19 protein-coding genes are annotated in these 22,130 nt (G+C 37.9%); all 19 read right to left on the reverse strand.

The annotated features are described in order from the left end of the window. Window positions 1–184: 184 nt before the first annotated feature. The gene (gene rny, locus D1B32_RS05900) at window positions 185–1,747 is read right to left on the reverse strand and encodes a ribonuclease Y (protein WP_095308769.1); all 1,563 of its coding nucleotides are present in this window, start codon (window positions 1,745–1,747) and stop codon (window positions 185–187) included. A 427-nt stretch (window positions 1,748–2,174) separates the two neighbouring features. Beyond that, on the reverse strand, window positions 2,175–3,233 hold the full coding sequence (recA, locus tag D1B32_RS05905) for a recombinase RecA (protein ID WP_095308768.1): 1,059 nt from the start codon (window positions 3,231–3,233) through the stop codon (window positions 2,175–2,177). Window positions 3,234–3,406: 173 nt separating this feature from the next. Then, window positions 3,407–4,654 carry a competence/damage-inducible protein A gene (locus D1B32_RS05910; protein WP_095308766.1) on the reverse strand — a complete coding sequence of 416 codons (1,248 nt, stop codon included), beginning with the start codon at window positions 4,652–4,654 and terminating at the stop codon, window positions 3,407–3,409. Beyond that, complete coding sequence (gene pgsA / locus D1B32_RS05915; protein ID WP_095308764.1) at window positions 4,651–5,232, reverse strand: CDP-diacylglycerol--glycerol-3-phosphate 3-phosphatidyltransferase; 582 nt, start codon at window positions 5,230–5,232, stop codon at window positions 4,651–4,653. Before pgsA ends, D1B32_RS05910 begins: the two co-directional genes overlap by 4 nt. 372 nt (window positions 5,233–5,604) lie before the next feature. Further along, the gene (locus D1B32_RS05920; protein ID WP_118888903.1) at window positions 5,605–6,519 is read right to left on the reverse strand and encodes a helix-turn-helix domain-containing protein; all 915 of its coding nucleotides are present in this window, start codon (window positions 6,517–6,519) and stop codon (window positions 5,605–5,607) included. A gap of 166 nt (window positions 6,520–6,685) precedes the next feature. Further along, entirely contained in the window at window positions 6,686–7,477 is a 792-nt protein-coding gene (locus tag D1B32_RS05925) for a DUF3388 domain-containing protein (protein WP_095308760.1), read from the reverse strand. Window positions 7,478–7,759: 282 nt separating this feature from the next. Beyond that, window positions 7,760–8,008: a DUF3243 domain-containing protein gene (locus D1B32_RS05930; RefSeq protein ID WP_095308758.1), complete on the reverse strand. Its 249-nt coding sequence runs from the start codon at window positions 8,006–8,008 to the stop codon at window positions 7,760–7,762. A 136-nt stretch (window positions 8,009–8,144) separates the two neighbouring features. After that, window positions 8,145–8,861, reverse strand: coding sequence for an elongation factor P 5-aminopentanone reductase (gene ymfI, locus D1B32_RS05935; protein ID WP_118888904.1), 717 nt, complete (start codon window positions 8,859–8,861; stop codon window positions 8,145–8,147). 15 nt (window positions 8,862–8,876) lie between these two features. Further along, window positions 8,877–10,160: an EF-P 5-aminopentanol modification-associated protein YfmH gene (yfmH, locus tag D1B32_RS05940; protein ID WP_118888905.1), complete on the reverse strand. Its 1,284-nt coding sequence runs from the start codon at window positions 10,158–10,160 to the stop codon at window positions 8,877–8,879. Then, window positions 10,153–11,442 carry an EF-P 5-aminopentanol modification-associated protein YfmF gene (gene yfmF / locus D1B32_RS05945; RefSeq protein ID WP_095308752.1) on the reverse strand — a complete coding sequence of 430 codons (1,290 nt, stop codon included), beginning with the start codon at window positions 11,440–11,442 and terminating at the stop codon, window positions 10,153–10,155. The genes yfmH and yfmF overlap by 8 nt, the downstream gene beginning before the upstream one ends. Before the next feature lie 135 nt (window positions 11,443–11,577). Next, a complete protein-coding gene (locus tag D1B32_RS05950) occupies window positions 11,578–12,531 on the reverse strand; it encodes an ABC transporter permease (RefSeq protein WP_118888906.1) in 954 nt (317 codons plus the stop codon). Beyond that, window positions 12,532–13,578 carry an ABC transporter permease gene (locus D1B32_RS05955; protein WP_095308748.1) on the reverse strand — a complete coding sequence of 349 codons (1,047 nt, stop codon included), beginning with the start codon at window positions 13,576–13,578 and terminating at the stop codon, window positions 12,532–12,534. It abuts the gene before it with no gap. After that, window positions 13,565–15,103 (reverse strand): ABC transporter ATP-binding protein, encoded by a 1,539-nt coding sequence (locus tag D1B32_RS05960; RefSeq protein ID WP_118888907.1) that lies wholly within the window; start codon window positions 15,101–15,103, stop codon window positions 13,565–13,567. Before D1B32_RS05960 ends, D1B32_RS05955 begins: the two co-directional genes overlap by 14 nt. 339 nt (window positions 15,104–15,442) lie before the next feature. After that, window positions 15,443–16,558 (reverse strand): BMP family lipoprotein, encoded by a 1,116-nt coding sequence (locus D1B32_RS05965; protein ID WP_095308739.1) that lies wholly within the window; start codon window positions 16,556–16,558, stop codon window positions 15,443–15,445. 111 nt (window positions 16,559–16,669) lie between these two features. After that, entirely contained in the window at window positions 16,670–17,395 is a 726-nt protein-coding gene (locus tag D1B32_RS05970; RefSeq protein ID WP_095308738.1) for a GntR family transcriptional regulator, read from the reverse strand. 361 nt (window positions 17,396–17,756) lie between these two features. Further along, window positions 17,757–20,033 (reverse strand): DNA translocase FtsK, encoded by a 2,277-nt coding sequence (locus D1B32_RS05975; RefSeq protein WP_118888908.1) that lies wholly within the window; start codon window positions 20,031–20,033, stop codon window positions 17,757–17,759. A gap of 199 nt (window positions 20,034–20,232) precedes the next feature. After that, window positions 20,233–20,439 (reverse strand): YlzJ-like family protein, encoded by a 207-nt coding sequence (locus D1B32_RS05980; protein WP_095308734.1) that lies wholly within the window; start codon window positions 20,437–20,439, stop codon window positions 20,233–20,235. Then, window positions 20,436–21,164: a ClpP family protease gene (locus tag D1B32_RS05985; protein WP_118888909.1), complete on the reverse strand. Its 729-nt coding sequence runs from the start codon at window positions 21,162–21,164 to the stop codon at window positions 20,436–20,438. The genes D1B32_RS05980 and D1B32_RS05985 overlap by 4 nt, the downstream gene beginning before the upstream one ends. Window positions 21,165–21,254: 90 nt before the next feature. After that, the gene (gene dapA / locus D1B32_RS05990) at window positions 21,255–22,121 is read right to left on the reverse strand and encodes a 4-hydroxy-tetrahydrodipicolinate synthase (RefSeq protein WP_118888910.1); all 867 of its coding nucleotides are present in this window, start codon (window positions 22,119–22,121) and stop codon (window positions 21,255–21,257) included. Between the last annotated feature and the right edge of the window lie 9 nt (window positions 22,122–22,130).

Here is a 22,130-nt window from a genome sequence, read left to right on the forward strand (position 1 = left end):
TTGCAAGCTGATTGTCAAAAGATAGCACGAAGGGGCAATCGTCTAATAAGTTTATTTTCCATCAACGATAAGCATGAGTTTCACGAGCCAGATTCCAAATTCATTCCAGTTGGCTGTTAATAAAGATATATAGCACCTAACATGCAAAAGAGCACAGACACCATTTAGGATGTCTGTGCTCTTCTTACTTCGCATATTCAACTGCTCTTGTTTCCCGAATAACAGTCACTTTAATGTGACCAGGATAATCGAGTTCTGATTCTATCCGTTTTCGTATATCACGTGCTACGCGAACAGATTCAATATCATCAATTTCATCAGGTCTTACCATAATTCGAATTTCTCTACCAGCCTGGATAGCGAATGATTTCTCTACTCCTTCAAAGGACTCCGAAATTTCCTCAAGCTTTTCTAAACGCTTGATATAATTTTCAAGTGTCTCACTTCTTGCACCTGGTCTTGCAGCAGATAATGCATCGGCTGCGGCTACCAGGACCGCAATAACTGAAGTAGCTTCTTCATCTCCATGATGGGATGCAATCGAATTAATGACAACCTCGTGCTCTTTGTACTTGATTGCTAGCTCTTTTCCTATCTCAACATGACTGCCTTCCACCTCATGATCAATTGCCTTTCCAATATCATGAAGTAATCCAGCCCTTTTTGCTAACGTCACGTCCTCGCCAAGTTCTGCAGCAAGCAATCCAGATAAGTAAGCAACCTCTGTTGAGTGTTTCAGCACATTTTGCCCATAGCTTGTACGATATTTTAGACGACCGAGTATTTTAACTAGATCTGGATGTAACCCATGTATTCCAACTTCAAACGTTGTCTCTTCTCCAACTTCGCGTATATATTCGTCAACTTCCCGTCTGGCCTTCTCCACCATCTCTTCGATTCTCGCAGGATGAATTCGACCATCCTGCACCAGCTTTTCTAGTGCCATTCGAGCAGTTTCTCGCCTGATTGGATCGAAACCAGATAATATAACCGCTTCAGGTGTATCATCAATAATCAAATCAATACCTGTTAACGTTTCTAAAGTCCGTATGTTACGACCTTCTCGTCCAATAATACGACCTTTCATTTCATCATTCGGAAGGTTTACGACAGAAACGGTTGTCTCTGCAACATGATCAGCAGCACAGCGCTGTAAAGCTAAAGATAGGAGACTTTTCGCCTTCTTATCCGACTCTTCTTTCGCTCGATTTTCAGCTTCCTTAATCATTACAGCAGCTTCGTGTTTCGTTTCTTTTTCGATTCGTTCTAAAATAATCTGCCTAGCCTGGTCAGTTGTATATCCTGAAATGCGCTCAAGCTCAGTTTGCTGCTCTTGTTTCATAGCTTCCACTTTGCTTTCCATTTCTTCAATTTGTTGTTGTCTGTCTGTTAAAGATTGTTCTTTCTTCTCTAACATTAATTCACGCTTGTCTAATGTTTCACTTTTTCTGTCCAGGTTTTCTTCTTTTTGCATCAGACGGTTTTCCTGTTTTTGAGCTTCGGAACGTCGCTCACGTAACTCTTCTTCTGTCTGCTGACGAAGCTTGTGATTTTCATCCTTTGCTTCAAGAAGCGCTTCTTTTTTAATCGCATCTGCATTTCTGCGAGCTTCTTCCATCTTTTGTTTTGCGAAGGTTTCCGCACTGGAAATTTTAGCTTCTGCAATAGATTTACGTATCAGATAACCAACAACAATACCGACGATCAGAGCAAGCAAAATGGAGATGATTAAAAGAATAATGTCCATGATTTCACCTCCTATTGCTATAAAATTGTACAATTCATATTGTCGGCATGTAACATTCTGAATGCATTAAACATTAAAGTAACTTTATAATAGAATTATAAAATTATACATCTTTAATTTTAATTGTGAAAACAGCTAATGTCAAGAAAACCCACAACTATATGTATAAAAACTTTCCAGATTGTGGTTTTAGTCTTTGAAATTATGAATAAATCAGTATATTTAAGCTGTACTATTTTTCGCTTGAACCTACAAAAGAATAAAAGCGGAAGCGCTCGAATAGGGACGTACCAAGGTTAGAGAAGTCTCGCTAGGCGCTGGACATAGCTGTTGCAGTAGCTATGCTGTCCACAACATTCAACATTTATAATTTACAAATTGAAAAACCTTGATCATGCGATAAGCAACCGATCAAGGTTTTATATGCTTACATATCCAAAGTTTCCTGCTCAGTTGTTTCCTTGCTGTCACTTGCTTTTCCTTCTGCTTCTGTACCGTCATCATCCAGGTTATAGTGCTTACGAATTTCACCATGAATTTCATTCATGATTGGTTCGTTTTCTAATAGGAATTGCTTCGAGTTTTCACGGCCCTGACCTAGTCTTTCGCCCTTGTAGGAATACCATGCACCACTCTTAAGCACAACATCCAACTCAGAACCGATATCAAGAATTTCTCCTTCTTTCGAAATTCCCTTACCATACATAATGTCGACTTCGGCTTGTTTGAATGGCGGAGCGACTTTATTTTTAACAACTTTAATTCTAGCTCTATTCCCAACCGCATCATTTCCAGCTTTTAGCGTTTCTGCACGACGTACTTCTAAACGAACAGAAGAATAGAATTTAAGTGCACGTCCACCTGGTGTTGTCTCTGGGTTTCCGAACATAACCCCAACTTTTTCACGAATTTGGTTAATGAAAATAGCTGTTGTTTTTGATTTATTAATTGCTCCAGAAAGCTTTCTTAATGCTTGTGACATTAGTCGCGCCTGTAATCCAACATGTGCGTCTCCCATGTCTCCTTCGATTTCTGCTTTTGGTACGAGGGCCGCTACCGAGTCAACAACGATAATATCTACAGCACCACTTCGTACAAGTGCTTCAGCAATTTCTAGTGCTTGCTCACCCGTGTCAGGCTGTGATAAAAGCAACTCATCAATATTTACACCTAAGGCTCTCGCATAAATGGGATCTAATGCATGCTCGGCATCAATAAACGCAGCTTGTCCACCCTGCTTTTGCGCCTCAGCGATTGCATGCAGTGCCACAGTTGTTTTACCTGATGACTCCGGACCATATATTTCAATAACTCTTCCTCTAGGATATCCACCAATACCTAGTGCAACATCCAATGCCAACGATCCACTAGGTATCGTTGCTATTTTCTGAGCTTCATTTTCACCTAGTTTCATAATGGAGCCTTTACCAAATTGTTTCTCTATTTGTCTCAAAGCCATATCTAAAGCTTGTTTTCTATCACTCAACGAAACTACCTCCTTGATTTATCTATATTCATCATACATGTTTTTTCGGTATTTGCCAAGTAAAAAACGAATAGATGTTCTTATATTTTCGAAGTAAAAGTTATCCAAGATTCTTACTTTTAATAGTATTGAATCGCTTAAATATTATTTTTTATTGTATAGGCTGGTCTAAATTATGATTTTAAGTAATTAAACAAAAGTTCTAACCCCTTTAAACAAGCCCTTTTGCGGACTGCAGAACGTGCGCCATTGAATAAAAATGACTCTACTTTTTTGTAGCCATTTTTATCAGAAATAGCAATATACACTTTTCCTACTGGCTGACCTTCCATTTCATCTGGTCCGGCTACTCCTGTAAAACCAATGCCAATCTGGGAAGCAAACTTGATTCGGATCTGTTCTGCCATCTCATAGGCACACGCTTCGCTTACAGTCCCTTTTTCCTGAATGGTTTGCTCAGTGACACCAAGTATATTTCGTTTGATTGCTGTATCATAGCAAACAAGTCCACCTGAACACACACGAGAAGCGCCGCTAACAGATATGATTTTTTCTGTAAACATCCCTCCAGTTAAACTTTCAGCAGCTGCCATTTTTTTATTTTGTTTCAGAAGTAACTCTACAATGACTTGCTCGATTGTTTGATCATTTTCTCCAAAGTAGTGACCTCCAACCCTTGCTAAAATCTGCTCTTTTGTTTTTCCGAGCAGTTCATCAAGCTGCTTCTCTGATGCCCCTTTTGCGGTTAATCGAATAACGACGCCATCATCCTGAGCAAGGGGAGCGATAGTTGGATTACTCTGGGCAATAATTAGATCTTTTAATTCATGTTCCAGTGTTGACTCACCAATACCTATAAATTTCAGCACTAATGATTTTATCATCTGCTCATCACCAGTCAAATCACGTAAAAACGGCACAATTTCGTCCGTTGTAATCCGTTTCATTTCCCTTGGAACTCCAGGAAGGAAAAACCATACCCTTCCTTCCAGTTCTACTTTCATGCCCGGTGCCATTCCTGCATTATTTTCCAATACAGTGCACCCCTTAAAAATTCGTGCTTGCTTGCGATTGTTTGGAGTCATCTTTGAAGTATGATTTTTAAAATACCTTTCAATTTTATCAAGTGTTGCTTTATGCTCCACCATTTCCAGCTTACTTATTTGCTGGAATGCCTCTCTTGTTAAATCATCATCAGTTGGACCGAGCCCACCAGTAACGATAATAATATCGGATCTATTTTGCGCTTGCAAAAAAGCCTCTTCAACACGGTTTAAATTATCACCCACGACAGCATGATTATAGACATTAATCCCATACTGTGCCAGTTGCTGAGATAACCATTGTGCATTCGTATTCGCGATCTGCCCAAGCAACAACTCTGTCCCAACTGCTACAATTTCAGCTTTCAATTGTTTCATTTGTTCGACTCCTTCATCACATGCCAATTTTTGACGAAATAATCAATACCAGAAACTACTGTAAAGAACAATGCGATATATAACATAATTATACCAAACGGAAAATCAATATAAGCAAACGGGAAGTTATGCAGCAATAAAACTGCGATTGCAATCATTTGTGTAGCTGTCTTCAATTTACCCATTTTTCCTGCAGCAAGTACAATTCCTTCACCTGCAGCTACAAGGCGTAGTCCAGTTACTGCAAATTCCCTGCTTATAATAATGATAACAACCCATGCAGGAGCTAATCCCATTTCAATTAACAAAATAAGCGCAGCTGAAACAAGTAATTTGTCTGCTAAGGGATCCATAAACTTACCTAGATTGGTAACTAAATTAAATTTTCTAGCATAATAACCATCTATCCAATCGGTTCCTGCTGCGATAATAAAAATCAATGCAGCAATAAAATGTGCTATAGGTAAGTCTGCCGCACCGATGTCCCAAGTACCCCAATCCAAAGGTAAGCTGAGTAAAAGTATAAAAATGGGTATCATCATAATACGTGATAATGTGAGTCGATTTGGTAAATTCATTTGTTTGTTTCCTCCTAATTTTTTAAAATTGATTGATTGAAAACTTGGCATTCGTTAAAGGGATTCTTACGTAAGCAATCTTTGCTTTCTTAGCAGCCCTTATACTTTTGAGTACAGGATTTTTAGGCCAATGTCTCAGTTGCACTTATGGACTTCCTAACTCAAAAATGATATAAAAACCCTTCCACATAGGTAAAGGGAAGGGTTTTATCACACATTAACGGGCTGTAATACCCTTGTGGTATAGACAGCCCATAAATTCCTGAATCTGTTCAACTTACATGCAGTAGACAACCTACCTTATGAAGTTTCACTTTATCTATGGTATTCAGTTTCTACAACGATCCACCATATAAAACATAAATGCTATAGTTAACGCGTAATACTTAAATTCAAGCGTTGGTGTACATACTGCCCAGCATCAACAGGATACTCCAGCTCAACACCATTAATAGAAATTTTTAAAGCAGGAGCATACCCAACATTAAATGAGATTGTCTCAGCATCACTGATATCAATTTCTACCGGTGATTCATCAGCAGAAAAACTACTATTATAGAAAGCTTCCCCACCTTCTTCTCTGATTTCTAACCATGTATGATGTTCAGGGTCAGCAGACTCCAATGTAATGATTACCTTTTCGCCAGCATTCGCCATTTCAATTGTAGAAACAGGTTGAGAACCAGTTCCTTCCTCTGTAACCGTAAACTCAGGGTCTGATTGTTCATTTGATTCTTCTTGCGTTTCATCTTCATTTTCTTCATCGTTTGTATTTTCATCTGAACCATCTGCTTCATCTTCAGCACCGTCATTGCCTGTTCCAGTATCATTTGGATTCGTAATAATAACATTATCATCCGGTTCCTCTACAGGATTCGTTGAATCCCCAGCCATGTTTTCTCGAATAAACCACCAAGCAACAAAGACAATACCGACAATTAATAAGACCACTATTATAGTTGGAATTAATGAAGATATGCCACCGGATGATTTCTCCGTCTGATTTTCTTTCCTTGTCCGCTGCATTCTTGTATATTGTACGTTTTCTTCTTCTGTACTAGGAATTTCTTCTTTATGTTCTTCTACTAATTCGTTCGGATTCAGTCCGACTGCATTTGCATATTCCTTAATAAATGCTCTTGCATAGAACTTACCAGGTAAAATATGCAGATTCCCTTCCTCGATTGCCACTAAATATCTTTTTTGAATTTTTGTCGTTTCCTGTAAACTATCCAGAGATAATCCACTAGCAAGACGCGCCTCTTTCAGCTTCGCCCCTACATCCATATATAACACCTTCCATTTTATAGGTAGTTCAAAAAGTCCGGTAAAAATGACTCATCGAGAGCAGAGGAATTCGACTAGGTACCGACAAGTCCTGTGGAAGCCTGGCAAAAAACTATGACCCACAAACCTCTCGATCCTTATAATCCTCTTTTTTAAACATGAACTTTTAGAAATCAAACATCGAAAAGCCATTATTACTGCTGAACCGATCTTGTTCTACCGGTTCATATGTAATTTCTTCATCTACATCTGTGCGTAACTCAATAATATAATCAAAATCATCCATACTATACTCGGTAGACTGCACAAATACATCTGGATGTTCTACTACTTTAACCGATGGTAACTGCATGATTTCGCGAATTAATTGCCAATGCTTCTCATTTGCCATTCTTTTGGAGAGAACACCGTCAATAATATAAATATTATCTTGATTATACTCTCCTTCAATTAATTGATTACGAACCGTCTGTTTAATCATTGTACTTGATACAAACAACCAGCGTTTACTTGCACAAACACTTGCAGCCACAATCGATTCCGTCTTGCCAACCCGAGGCATACCGCGAATTCCGATTAGTTTATGACCATCTTGCTTATAGAGCTCAGCCATAAAATCAACAAGAAGTCCCAGCTCATCTCGGACAAAGCGAATCGTTTTTCTATCATCGTTATCTGTGTGTATATATTTCCCATGACGAACTGCCATTTTATCTTTAAGCTTAGGTTTCCGTAATTTAAATAATTTAATCGTATCCATTGTTTGCAGAATGGACTTTAACCGCATTATATTTTCATCATGCTTCGATAAGAGCAGCATTCCTCTGCGAGCGTTCTCCACACCATTTATTGTAATAATATTAATCGAAAGCATTCCTAATAAAGAAGAAATATCACCCAGTAAACCAGGACGGTTAATTTGAATTTCATATTCAAGGTACCATTCTGTTCTATCCATCATAAGCCCCTTTATTTTACATACTTTATTTATATTAAGCAATTGATAGCTCGCTTTAATAGTTTATTACTTATATTCCACAATAATGACACTGTTAAAACTTTTTAGCATGATATACCACAGTGGTTTAAACTTTCCAACCTCTATAAGTAATATAACATTATTTTCATTTTTTCTAAATAGCAATTACCATAGTTTTCATATAATTTTTAGCTTATACACAAAAAAGCCATATAGAAGTCTATATAGCTTTTTATAATATAACGTTTGCAACTCTTACTATTACTGTTTTTGGACAAGCTTAATCATTATATTTGCAATGGCTTGCTGTTCTTGCTCAGATGCAGCGTTCCATAGTTCTTTTAGAACTGCTTCTTCGCTGTTTTTAGCTTCAACACTTTGGGCTAGATAATCGCCTACCTCAGCAGCAACCGTTGACATCGTTTGCTGATCCATTCCTTGCTGCTGCGCTTGCTGAATTCGATTAGCTAAAAAACCTTTCCATGTATCAAAATTATCTAATACTGACATTGATGAGCCTCCTCCATTCATAATATCTTGCATAGTATATGAAGGTTGGCATAATTTATACAAGCAAAGCACAAACAATAAGATCAAAAGTATAACATTCTGTCGGTTGATATTTGAGCATCATATAAAAACAGCTCTACCAGCCTCCGTTCATATTAATAATTTCTCCCTGAATATAAGTTGATCGATCATCCAGCAAAAAACTAACAGTATGAGCTATCTCACTGGGCAGCCCGGCTCGGCTCATCGGAATTTCATCAATAATAGCTTGCCTTTCTTCCTCCGATAAATGACTATTCATTTTCGTTTCAATATAACCTGGACTTATCCCATTAACAGAAATACCAGAAGGCGCTACTTCCTTCGCCAAGGCTTTTACAAAGCTATTTTGTGCACCTTTAACAGACGAATAGATGACTTCGTAACTAGCACCAACATTCCCCCATATCGATGTAATCATGATGATATTCCCTTTTCTGCTCGTTATCATTGGAGGCAAGAGATGTTTGGTAATCATCCAAGGTGCTTTCACATGTAATGCTAACATCGCATCCATAGCCTCTTCAGAAGTATGTTGCAATAATCCGTAATAGGCAATACCACCTGCAAAGATAATTCCATCAACCGGGAGTACTAGCTTCGTTAGGAAATGCTTAATTTCATCTTGATTACTTAAATCAGCTTGGATCACAGCAAGCACTGACTCATTAGCTAATCGTTTCCGTAGCAGATCAATGCCAGATCTATTTTTATGATAATGTAACAATAATTGATACCCATCTTGAGCTAGACGTTCTGCAATTGCGTAGCCAATATCACCGCTTGCTCCGATAATTAATATATTTTTCCCCATTGTCTCTCCTTGTCCTTATGATGCACTTATCGTACAAACGGCTAAACGTTCCTCAGCAATCCACTCATTTAAAAAGGCCTGTGCATCATCCAATGATAGCGCCTGAATTGCAGGAATAATTTCAAACAAATTAATTCCCATTGTATGGTATTGGATATATTTATTTGCAATAAACTCAAGAGAATTCATTGCACGCAGCAATTGACCGATTTTTTTCTTCTTCATTCGTTCAAACACTTCAACCGTTAACGCATAATTTTTTGTTGATAATAATTGCTCTTTTATTTTAGCAGCAAATTCTTCTGGCTTAGCTGTATTACCACCAATCATTGAATACCCAAAATTCCTCTCAAGATTTGTTTCAAAATAAAAGCTGTCATCGATCAGATCTGCTTTATACAATTCCTGATAAAAGTCTCCACCAGTAGAAAAGAAATGACTTAAAATCATACCGCTTAATAGATCTTTTCTTAAAAATTCCTCTTTTTCCAATTCGGAATTAGAGTCTTTTATCCCAATTGTACACTTTGGAATGGATACAGGCATATGAATCGTATTTTCTTTCATCGCAACTTCCTGGGGCTCCTCAGGAAAATCGCGCTTCAACTCAGCCATCTTCTCAAAAGATTTATTCTTTTGATTTGATGTAATCATTTCCATCATCCGCTCTACTTCAAAATTACCTACAACAAATAATGTCATATTTTCCGGATGATAAAACGTATGGTAGCACGTATATAGATCATCTTTTGTAATAGAAGTAATGGAATCTACCGTTCCTGCAATATCAATTTTTACGGGATGATTCTGAAACATACTTTTAATTGTTCCCATAAATGCCTGCCAATCTGGTTGATCATCATACATTTTAATCTCCTGTGCGATAATCCCCTTTTCCTTTTCCACTGATTGATCAGAAAAGTATGGATCCTGAACAAAGTCGATTAATGTTTCTACATTTTTCTCGATTTGGCTTGTAGCTGAAAATAAATAAGCAGTCTTTGTGAATGATGTATAGGCATTTGGCGATGCTCCTTGTTTTCCAAAATCAGCAAAAACATCTCTGTCTTCTTTTTCAAAAAGCTTATGCTCTAAAAAATGTGCTACCCCCTCTGGTACGGTAACTTCAGCAGATTCTCCTAAAGGGACAAAGGTTTGGTCAATCGATCCATAATTCGTGGAAAAAATGCCAAATGATTTTGTCATTTCTGGTTTAGGTAATAAGAACACGGTCAAGCCATTATCCAGTTTTTCTGAATAAAGTGTCTCTCCAATACTTTCATAGGTTTCTTTATTCACCTTGTTCTCCTCCTTCACTCGTTAATAGGTACACAGTATCCTCTTCTATTTTGCTGGCCACATGAACGACCTCGTCTTTCGTGACATTCTGAATGCCTTCAAGCAATTCTGTTGGTGTCATTTGGCGATTTCCAATAACTTGCTGGTACAGTATTTCGATTAAACCTTGTGGATGATCCATTGTTTCCTTTAACTGATTAACAATTAAATCTTTTGTCTCATTTAGTTCTTGCTCTGTAAAGTCGCCGTCCTTCATTGCTTGCACTTGCAAACGAATAATATCCCTTGCTTTTTCAAAGTCGTCTGGCGCAATGCCACTAAAAACAAACAACAGTCCTTTATGACTTTCTAATCTTGATGATGCATAGTAGGCAAGACTATTTTTTTCTCTAACATTAATAAATAATTTTGAGCTCGGAAAACCGCCGAACAATCCATTAAAAACCTGCAAGGCAAAATAAGCTTCATCTTGGTATGTCGTATTCGTACGAAAACCAATATGCAATTTTGCTTGTTGAACTTTTTGCTTTTCGATTATTTCATTCTGCTCAATCACCGAATTTTTAGCTGCTGGATCAGCTTCTTTTGTACCCTGCTGCTCCGTCCTTTGCATCGTATCCATGATTAAATGCTTTACTTTTTCCTCAACAAAATCTCCAAGAACATAAATATCCATCTCATCTTGTTCAAGCATGTGCTGATAATAGTTGAACAAATCATCATTGGTTAGGTTGTTTAAATCTTCTTCATAACCATGTACGTGTAATTGATACGCTTCTTCCTTACACATCTCATCAATAAGTCGCATATTAGCGTAACTCATTTTATCATCTTGTATTGCACTTATTTTTTGCTTTAATGTACCGACTTCTCGTTTGAAAACGGCATCATCAAATCCAGTTGCACCTGTATTCGGATGAAATAGCACTTCACTAAGTAATTGAACTGCTTCATCCATTACGTTTGATGCATCCGGAATAAATTTTTCGTTTGCAAACTCAAGGCGAACGGAGATAATATGATTTTCTCCCTTTTTACCACCATCAGCAGTTAATACTGCACCATATAAATCATCCAGCTTTAACTGCAAAGCACTTCTATCTGGATAAGTCTTTGTTCCTTGCTTCAGAATATAAGGAAGCAACGCTCGCTTTGTAATCGTCTCCTTATCCAATTTTGATTTTAATTTTACTATGATATTAATCGTTTTAAACTTCTTCGTTTGAATAAAATGAAGCTTAAGACCTTGTTCGTCCAAGCGCTTTTCTTGAATTGTATCCATAGGCAACCTCCGATAGTACTTATTCTTATATCACCACAAATATCTTGCACAAATTTACCATTTGTCATCCATTATACGGCAAAAAAAACTGACTTGCTATTATAAGCAAGTCAGTCCAGGATTGTCCATCTATAATTATCTGCTACCTTTAATGTATGGCTCTCCATTTGCTCGAGGTGCATCTGCTCGCCCAATAAATCCTGCTAAAGCAAGAATTGTTAACACATATGGAGCGATTAACAGGAATATTTGTGGTACGTCCTGCAGAAGCGGAATATTTGATCCGATAACACTCAAGCTTTGGGCAAAACCAAAGAATAACGCTGCACCCATGGCTCCAAGAGGGTGCCATTTACCGAATATAACAGCTGCAAGTGCCATAAATCCTTGGCCAACAATTGTAGAATGTGAGAAATTGGATGCAATTGTTAGTGCAAATACAGAACCACCTAATCCTCCAAGCGCCCCAGAAAGAATAACAGCGATATAACGCATTCTGCTTACATTAATTCCATTTGTATCAGCTGCCATTGGATGTTCTCCCACTGCACGCAGTCTCAAACCAAATGGTGTTTTGTACAGCACAAACCAAGCAACGAAAGCTAAGATAATAGCCAAATACGATGTAATATAAATTCCTTGGAAAAAGATTGACCCAATAACTGGAATCTTTGATAGTAATGGGATATCTGTAGTATAAAATGGTTGAGCAACCATATCTGTTTGCCCTTTACCATACCATTGTTTTGTTAAATATACCCCTATACCTAGTGCGAGCATATTAATTGCTACACCACTTACTACTTGGCTAGCATGGAAAGAAACGGAAGCTACCGCGTGAATAATCGAGAATATAGCTGAAACAACCATTGCTACAAGGATGGAAACCCATGGTGTCCAGGCTCCCAGTACATCCGAAAAAGTTAAATTAAAAACAATTCCTACAAATGCACCCATCACCATTAAACCTTCAAGACCAATATTTACAACACCAGAACGTTCACTAAAAACGCCGCCTAATGCCGTTAAAATTAAAGGAGCTGAATAAAATAACGCTGTAGGGATAACAGATTGCAATATTTCAATCATTTATTTCCCCTCCTTTTTAAAGCGAACGATTACCCATCTAATAATGTAACTTGATGCCACAAAGAAGATGATTAGTGCGATAATAATATCTACAAGCTCTGTTGGAATTCCAGCTCCTGTTGGCATTTCCCCTGCACCCTCTTTTAGTGCACCAAACAAAAATGCTGCAAAAACAACCCCAATCGCAGTGTTAGCCCCTAGAAGTGCAACAGCGATTCCATCAAAACCTAAATTAGAAAATCCTGCCGTTACGGACATGTTTCCGTAAGTACCTAGTCCCTCCATTGCACCTGCTAAGCCTGCAAACATACCTGCAATAACCATCGATAATACAATATTTTTACTTACATTCATACCAGCGTACCGTGATGCGTGCTGATTAAATCCAACCGATTTCAGTTCATAACCAATTGTTGTTCGTTGAATAATAAACCACATAATAGCTGCCGCAAATAATGCAATTAAAATTCCATAATGAAGACGGGAATAAAACGTAATACTTTGCATCCACTCGGAAGCGAGCGATGCTGACGGTGCAATCGAATCTGTTGTTGTTTGTCCACTTGTTAATACTTTTCTTATAATTTCATTCGTCGTAAATAAAGCAATATAATTCATCATGATTGTTACGATTACTTCATGAACACCAAGTTTTGCTTTTAAAATACCTGGGACAAATGCCCATAATCCACCAGCAACAGCTGCAGCAAGAACAGCAAGCGGCAAATGAATATACATTGGTGCATCAATTGTTATACCTACCCATACTGCTGCTAACCAGCCTACAAGTACCTGACCCTCTGCACCTATATTAAACAACCCAGTGCGAAATGCGAATGCAATCGATAATCCTGTAAGGATGTACGGAGCTGACCTTCTAATTGTTTCACCGATTGTATATGAATCTCCAAATGCACCATTCCATAATGCAGTATAGCCATCAATTGGACTAAATCCAGATACTAGCATAATGATTGCACCAGCAATCAAACCCATTAAAACGGAAACTATTGGGACGAGCAGCGCAAATAATTTATTGGATGGCATTTGAATCACCTTCCTTAACCTGACTTCCTGCCATCAACAAACCAAGCTCTTGTTCAGTCGTTTCTTCTGGCGTCACTTCAGCAACTATTTTTCCATCAAACATAACAGCAATTCGGTCACTAACATTCAAAATTTCATCTAGTTCAAACGAAATTAATAAAACTGCTTTTCCTTTGTCACGTTCTTCAATCAATTTTTTATGAATAAACTCAATAGCACCTACATCTAGACCTCTTGTTGGCTGTGCAGCAATTAATAAATCTGGTGACCGATCCACTTCTCGGCCAATAATTGCTTTTTGCTGATTCCCTCCAGACAGCGCTCGGGCCTTTGTGTAGACACTTGGCGTACGAACATCGTATTCTTTAATAATACTTTCTGCTTTCTCATAGATCGCTTTATAATTCAATACTTTTGCTTTGGAATAAGGCTTCTTATAGTATGTTTGCAAAACGATATTCTCACCAATGGAATAATCCAATACAAGTCCAAAGCGATGTCTGTCCTGCGGAATGTGACCAACTCCACTTTCTGTTACCTTTCTTGGACTCTTATTCGTAATATTTTTATTTTTAAGCTTAATTCTCCCTGAAACTGCTTGACGCAATCCTGTTATTGCCTCAATCAGTTCTGACTGCCCATTGCCATCAACTCCGGCAATCCCGACTATTTCTCCACCACGTAATTCAAGGTTTAGTCCTTTTACTAAATCTACTTTTCTTGAATCTTTTACAACTAGATTTTCGATTGTTAAAACGGTATCTTTCGGTTCCGCCTGCTGCTTCTCCGTCTTAAAATGTACCTCTCTACCAACCATGAGGGATGCTAATTCATTCGTATTTGTCTGGGCAACATTAACAGTGCCAATCCCTTTTCCTTTACGAATAACTGTACATCTATCACAGACTTCCATTATTTCTTTGAGTTTGTGTGTTATGAGAATAATAGATTTACCTTCCTTAATAAGTGAACGCATAATTTCCATTAATTCATTAATTTCTTGAGGTGTTAATACTGCAGTTGGTTCATCAAAGATGAGTACGTCTGCACCACGATACAGTGTCTTTAAAATTTCCACGCGCTGTTGCATTCCGACTGAAATATCACTTATCTTTGCATCTGGATCGACCTTTAGACCATACCGGTCAGAAATTTCTTTAATGTCCTTTCTTGCTTTCTCGACATTAATAACACCTGTTTTTTTGGTTGGCTCATTACCAAGAACAATGTTTTGTGTAACGGTAAACGGTTCAACTAGCATAAAATGCTGATGGACCATTCCAATACCAAGATCATTTGCAATATTCGGATTTGTAATATTTGCCTTCTTTCCTTTGACCCGAATTTCTCCTTGCTCTGGTTGGTACAAACCAAATAAAACATTCATCAACGTGGATTTTCCAGCTCCATTTTCTCCTAACAGTGCATGAATTTCACCTGGCTTAAGCTGAATTGTAATATTATCATTTGCTACGATTCCAGGAAACTCCTTACGTATATTCAACATTTCAATTACATATTCCACTGGTCTTCACCCCTTTATTAACCACATCATCTTGACTGCATAGTTAGTTGTTATAAAATCATCAAATAAAAAGGACTACTGTTTCTAATCCTCTTTAGTTGAAGATCTTACTTAACATGATTGAAGAAGGCTAAAAGCGATTAGCCTTCTTCACTATTTATTAAAAGAGGTTCAAAAAGTCCGGTAAAAATGACACGTCGAGAACAGTAGACCATCGATTAAATACCGACACGTCCTGTGTCGAACATCGAAGTCACCACATCCTGCGGAAGCCCGGTACTCAAAACCACGCCTCCTCTAACTTCTCGGTCCTTTTTATCCTCCCTTTTGAACAGAAACTTAAAGTGCTTCAATGAATGAATCCAATTCTTCACTCGTTTGTGGTACTTTTATATCCCCACTAAGAATCTTTTCTTGCCATTCGTTAACAGCATTTTTGATATCTTCTGTATATGCATCTGTATTTGTTTCAGCAATGGAAATTCCATCTTCTTCAATTCCAAATTCTAAGTGTTCCCCACCAGGGAATTCACCTGCTTGCAGCATTTTAGCAACATCTTGAACAGCAACATCAACACGTTTAACCATGGAAGTTAATGTTACATTATGGTCGCCAATTTTACCTTCTTCATGCTGGTCAGCATCAACACCGATCACCCATATTTCACGGTCCGGGTCATTTTGTTTAATATCTTTTGCCTGGTTAAACACACCGTTTCCAGTTCCACCAGATGCATGATAAATTACGTCAACATCGTTGCTGTACATATTGGATGCAATTAATTTCCCTTTTGCAGCATCGTCAAATGTTTCAGCATATTGAACATCAACTTCAATATCAGGGTTTACAGATTTTACACCTGCAATAAAGCCTGTTTCAAATTTTTTGATTAGAGGTGAATCAATTCCACCAACAAATCCTAGTTTATTTGTATTTGTTTTATTAGCAGCTGCAACACCAGCTAAGAAAGAACCTTCATGCTCTTTAAATGTAACACTTACTGCATTTGGAGCTTCTACCATATCATCTACGATTGCAAAATACGTTTCTGGAAATTGTTCTGCTGCTTTTTGAATATCCTCTTTCAAAAGGAAACCTGTACCAAATATTAAGTTGTACTCATCACGAACCAGACGAGTAATGTTCGGCATAAAATCTGCTTTTGAAGCGGATTGTGCATAGTCAAATCCGTTACCTTGCGATAGACCATTCTCTTCTCCCCATGCCTGGATACCTTCCCATGCAGATTGGTTAAATGATTTATCATCTACTCCACCCTGGTCTGTTACCATTGCGATACTGTAATCTTCTTCAGTTGCTGTATTATCTGCATTATCATTGTTATCGTCTGAAGCGGTTGTATCGTCCTCGTTTGAACCGCTTCCACATGCTGCTAAAACGATTCCAAAACTAAGCAATAAAGCAAACAATAGAATAAACTTACGATTCTTCATTTTAATGCCCCCTAAATTAGTTGAGATAGGTAAAACTAAAGTTGAACAAAAAATCACTGCAAACCCTTTCCTATTTTCACCCATCACCTCCTAAAAATTCAGTTTTTTAAGTCACACCCTTTTTCTAAGGACATGAAAACTAAAAACATCTGAACGAAAATAATTGGCTGAATATAGGATGGCTTCATCTTTGCTTGTATAGTGAATCTGTCTCAGCAATAGAAGTGATTGATCTGGTACACAGTCTAAAATACTGTATATTCGGTCATGATAGCTGATTGGTTCGATGTATGTAACTGCGTATGCAATTCGTTTACTTGCATAATTTTCTAAAAGTTCAAAGATAGAATCTACTTCATGCACTCGATCCAACGGTATTAAGTTTTCCGGTACCTTATCAATACAAAAAACGACGGGCTTATTATCAGCTGTACGGACTCTTTCAATTTTAGCCAGAGTATTCACTTTTCCTGGGGAAAATTTTGCTTTATCTTCATCTGTTGCTTCAATTAATTCTGTAGACAAATATTGTGAACCAGCAATTTTACCGGATTGCTCAATCATTTGAGTAACACTACTTAGCTCCTCAATACCTGATGAAAAAATTGGTTTCGAATTTACAAAGGTACCCACTCCATGTCTCCGCGTTACCACATTGTCTTCTTCAAGAATGCGAAGAGCCTCTCTTAACGTAGCTCTTGAAACGCCTAATTGTTTTGACAATTGATATTCTGATGGCAGCTTTTCTTTTTCTCTATACTTGCCATTCTCAATATCTTTTGTAATTTCGTCGATGACTTGTAAATATAGGTGCCTTGAATCCGTTTTAATCGACACAAAATCCCCTCTTTCCTCTAACTGCAATCCAAGAGATCTGACCTCTGACGTATGACTATTTGTCCGTCATTTATCTTACCACTATTAATTAAATAAATAAATAGAAATAGGATAAATTCCTTAAAAAAATCAACAAATTGTGACAAGGGAACTTAGTTTTCAACAAGTTTTTTAACGAAGTCCGCGCAGGTAAGAGTTTTCTTCGTCACTATTAAAATAAGACAGGTGAGTTTACTCTTCACCTGTCTTATTAATAAAAAATACGTGGTTACTTATTTATACAATTTTGGTTTTTTGCTAGAAGCTAACACAATAGCAGAAGTGCTCGATTAGCGACGTTCGGATTGATACTAATAGAACGCTACATCGTTTTTTCCTCCGTTACCTGCGAAACTAACACAGTTCTAGGCTTACTTCCTTCGTACGGTCCAACAATACCGCGTGCTTCCATCGCATCAATCAATCGTGCTGCACGGGTATATCCAATTCGGAACCTTCGTTGCAGCATAGAGACACTAGCACTTTGCATTTCAATAATCATTTGTACCGCATCATCATATAATTCATCATCTACTTCTTCTACTGCATCATTTGTATCCTCTGGAATCATCTCTTCTTGATAAGAAGCTTTTTGCTGTTCAATACAATGGTCCACAACTCTTTCTACTTCTTCGTCGGACAAAAATGCACCCTGTACACGGGTTGGTTTAGAGGAGCCTACGGGCATAAACAACATGTCCCCCCTACCAAGCAGTTTCTCGGCTCCCCCCGAGTCAAGGATCGTCCTTGAATCCGTTTGAGAAGAAACACTAAATGCAATCCGTGACGGGATATTCGCTTTAATCACACCAGTAATGACATCAACCGATGGACGCTGTGTGGCAATTATTAAATGAATACCTGCCGCACGAGCCATTTGAGCCAATCGGGTAATCGAATCTTCCACATCATTTGAAGCGACCATCATTAAATCGGCAAGCTCATCTACGAGAACTACAATGTAAGGAAGTTGTGGCTGTGTTTCATCTGATCCTACATTATATTTGCGAATATATTCGTTATATCCTTCAATATTACGTGTCCCGGTGTCAGAAAATAAATCATATCTTCTTTCCATTTCAGAAACGACCTTTTTTAATGCTCTTGATGCCTTTTTAGGATCTGTTACTACTGGAGCCAATAGATGCGGAATACCATTATAAACATTCAATTCTACTTTCTTTGGATCAATCATCATCATTTTAACTTCATGTGGTTTTGTACGCATCAGGATACTCGTAATAATTCCGTTAACGCAAACACTTTTTCCGCTACCAGTTGCACCTGCAATTAACAGATGGGGCATCTTGTTTAATTCCCCTACTACAGCCTCACCAGATATGTCTCTACCTAATGCATAAAGCAGTTTGGAAGATTTATTATTCCACGTTTTATCGAGCACTTCTCGTAATGATACCATGGCAATCTCTTGGTTTGGCACTTCGATTCCAACTGCGGATTTTCCGGGAATTGGTGCTTCAATCCGTATATCCTTCGCTGCCAGTGCTAGTGCTAGGTCATCATGAAGACTAACAATTTTACTTACCTTAACACCAGCTTCTGGATATACCTCATATTTTGTGACAGCTGGACCTACATGAACTTTTGTAATTCTAGCCTTAACACCAAAACTTTTAAATGTTTGTTCCAGCTTTCGAACAGTAGCTTGTATTTGTGACTTTTCCTTTTGCTGTGAATTATGAGCTGGATCAGCCAGTAAATTAGGAGATGGCAATATATATTCTGGGTTTTCTGTTTCTGTCAGTGCCATTTCCGGAACGTCGTCCGCTTCGTCCACTTCTTTCTTTTTCGCTTTTTCTTCTGCTACTGGTGCTTCATGAGCAGGCTCTTTTTCCGTATTGTCTGCGGCATAGGCAATATCTGTAAAATCATTAATTACTGGTTCTTCGTGTTGTATTGTTTCTATAACCGCTTCGTCCTGTAGTTTCCGTTCTTCCTTCTGCTGCTTTTTCGCTGCTCGAACATCCTTCCATTTGACAAACTGGTTCTCAGCACTCTTTTTCATTCTCGAAAAGAGTTTAGAAAATAAGTCGCCAACGGATATATCGGTAATAAATATAAGACCAATTAATATAGAAAAAACAGCAACGATTTTTGAGCCAGCTAATGAAAATAAAAAATTACAAAATGTAAAAATGACTGCTCCTATCATTCCTCCGCCCGTTTGCACCACAGTACCAGCACCACTAACATAGTCTAAGAAATTATTCCAAGTTGTTCCGATAATGGACACATTTCCAGCTGTTACTAGTAAACTCTCAACCGTTTGTATATGTGACAATAGTAGAATACCAGCAAACAGAATATAAAAACCTACCATTTTCCTACTCCAGAAATTCGGGTATTTTCGTTTAACTAGTAGCAGAACACCAGTAATAAACAGAAAAACAGATGCAACAAAATACCAAATTCCAAGAAAGAATTGGAAGAAATGCTCCATCCATCCAGGTATTGCACCATCGCTTATTGCACTTGCTCCACTCCCGAAGATGGATAAAAAGATAAACAGCAGACCTAAAAGTTCCAACCGCATAGACCTCGTTTTTTTAGTGCTTTTTCGCTTTCTTTTTTTCGCCATTTTTTCACCTCTATCTACTCCAACATATATGAATAGTAAACCCTCACCAACAAAATGGCAAGGGTTTACTGAATAACTTAATTATACCATAAAAGTAGAGCCTCATTCAGTGGAGACTATTTCCTATCATATAATATTCGCTCTAGAAGATAGGCTAAGTCCTACTTCGCATATTAGGGTTTAAATTTCAATAGCATGTTTATGAAAGAATACTGCCAGGAGAAAATTCTTTCCGCAAATAATCTTGTGGATCAGTTGAAACAAGCTGCTGAATTTGATAAGAGCCATCCTTCGTTTTTATAGCATATATCATTCTTCCATCGTAAGCGATATGCTCCACATTTGAAAATCCTCCTTGTTCTACTGGAAAGATATCATGTTGAGCTAATGGCGTATACAATATCATTGTATGACACCGCCTTCTGCACCATTATTAGTTCCAATAAACGCTGTTAATTTACTCATGGCATCTTTTACACCACCGACCTGATCAATTAATCCGTATTCTACAGCGTCTTTTCCAACTACATTTGTACCAATATCTCTCGTTAAATTACCTTTTGCAAACATAAGATCTTTAAATTTCTCTTCCTTTATGTTTGAATGCTGGACGACAAATTGGATGACCCTTTCTTGCATTTTATCTAGATATTCGAAGGTTTGTGGTACTCCAATAACTAAGCCAGTTAACCGAACTGGATGAATCGTCATCGTAGCCGTTGGAACAATGAAGGAATAGTCTGTGGCTACTGCTATCGGTACGCCAATCGAATGGCCACCGCCAAGTACAATTGATACCGTTGGTTTTGAAATCGAAGCAATCATTTCAGCGAGAGCAAGCCCTGCCTCAACATCTCCCCCTACTGTATTCAGCAAAATAATTAATCCTTCAATTTTTGGATTTTGTTCAATAGCAATAAGCTGTGGTAATAAATGTTCATATTTAGTTGTCTTATTTTGCGGCGGCAGCTGGATATGTCCTTCTACTTGACCAATGATTGACAGAACGTGAATATTTGAATCAGGTGCTTGTGGAATATTAGATTGACCTAACTGTTGGATTTTCTCAACAATCGACGATGCATTGGGCTTGTCCTCTTGATTTTCATTTTCTTCTGGATTGTTATTCATTTACGAACACTCCTTTTTAAAAACTCACCTATAAAGGTAGTATGAACGTAAACATACAAAAAATACCGGCTAAAACCATAGCCGGTATTGTTATTTATCTAATAGAAGCTTCAACTTACTTATCTCTTCATCTGTTAAAGGAACTAGTGGCATACGTACACCGCCAGTTTCGATTCCTTTCAATTGCAGTGCTGCTTTAACAGGGCTGGGGCTTGGCGCTGTAAAAAGCCCGTTCATAATCGGGAGCAATTCACGATGTAGCGCTGCCGCTTCCTGAACCTGACCATTTTTAAATTGCTGAACCATTGTCTGCATTTCATTACCAATAACATGGGAAGCAACTGAAACGACTCCATCAGCACCAATTGCCAACATTGGTATCGTTAATCCGTCGTCTCCACTGTACACAGTGAAATCATTCGGTGTATGTTCAATAATTTCCGCAACTTGATCAAGATCTCCACTTGCTTCTTTCATGGATACGATATTGTCAATTTGACTTAAATTAATAACAGTTTCTGCAGTTAAATTTACCACTGAACGTCCTGGTATATTATAAAGCATTATAGGCAAATTCGTTTCCTGGGCAATTGCAGAGAAATGTGTATACATTCCGCGTTGATCAGGCTTATTATAATAAGGTGTAACAAGCATGATCCCGTCAACACCACATTCATCTGCCTTTTTTGTCAAATCAATGGATGCCTCTGTGCTATTGCTCCCTGTTCCAGCAATAACAGGTACTCGCCTATCCACCTTCTTCACGACATACTTAAACAGATTAATTTTTTCTTCTGTACGCAGTGTGGGTGATTCTCCAGTCGTTCCTGCTATTACAAGTGCATCAGTCCCATTATCGATTAAATAATCAATCAATACGTTCGTCTGCGCAAAATCAATTTGCCCATTTTTATCAAACGGAGTGACCATCGCCGTCAATACTTCGCCAAAATTCATGAATGATCG

It is taken from the genome of Oceanobacillus profundus (genome assembly GCF_003515705.1).
GTDB classification, from domain to species: domain Bacteria; phylum Bacillota; class Bacilli; order Bacillales; family Amphibacillaceae; genus Oceanobacillus; species Oceanobacillus profundus.

Coding starts and splice junctions, on each gene's coding strand:
- rny (WP_095308769.1), bottom strand. CDS start 1,747: ATGGACATTATTCTTTTAATCATCTCCATTTTGCTTGCTCTGATCGTC.
- D1B32_RS05910 (WP_095308766.1), bottom strand. CDS start 4,654: ATGAAACAATTGAAAGCTGAAATTGTAGCAGTTGGGACAGAGTTGTTG.
- pgsA (WP_095308764.1), bottom strand. CDS start 5,232: ATGAATTTACCAAATCGACTCACATTATCACGTATTATGATGATACCC.
- D1B32_RS05920 (WP_118888903.1), bottom strand. CDS start 6,519: ATGGATGTAGGGGCGAAGCTGAAAGAGGCGCGTCTTGCTAGTGGATTA.
- D1B32_RS05925 (WP_095308760.1), bottom strand. CDS start 7,477: ATGGATAGAACAGAATGGTACCTTGAATATGAAATTCAAATTAACCGT.
- D1B32_RS05930 (WP_095308758.1), bottom strand. CDS start 8,008: ATGTCAGTATTAGATAATTTTGATACATGGAAAGGTTTTTTAGCTAAT.
- ymfI (WP_118888904.1), bottom strand. CDS start 8,861: ATGGGGAAAAATATATTAATTATCGGAGCAAGCGGTGATATTGGCTAC.
- yfmF (WP_095308752.1), bottom strand. CDS start 11,442: ATGGATACAATTCAAGAAAAGCGCTTGGACGAACAAGGTCTTAAGCTT.
- D1B32_RS05950 (WP_118888906.1), bottom strand. CDS start 12,531: ATGATTGAAATATTGCAATCTGTTATCCCTACAGCGTTATTTTATTCA.
- D1B32_RS05955 (WP_095308748.1), bottom strand. CDS start 13,578: ATGCCATCCAATAAATTATTTGCGCTGCTCGTCCCAATAGTTTCCGTT.
- D1B32_RS05965 (WP_095308739.1), bottom strand. CDS start 16,558: ATGAAGAATCGTAAGTTTATTCTATTGTTTGCTTTATTGCTTAGTTTT.
- D1B32_RS05975 (WP_118888908.1), bottom strand. CDS start 20,033: ATGGCGAAAAAAAGAAAGCGAAAAAGCACTAAAAAAACGAGGTCTATG.
- D1B32_RS05980 (WP_095308734.1), bottom strand. CDS start 20,439: ATGATATTGTATACGCCATTAGCTCAACATGATATCTTTCCAGTAGAA.
- D1B32_RS05985 (WP_118888909.1), bottom strand. CDS start 21,164: ATGAATAACAATCCAGAAGAAAATGAAAATCAAGAGGACAAGCCCAAT.
- dapA (WP_118888910.1), bottom strand. CDS start 22,121: ATGAATTTTGGCGAAGTATTGACGGCGATGGTCACTCCGTTTGATAAA.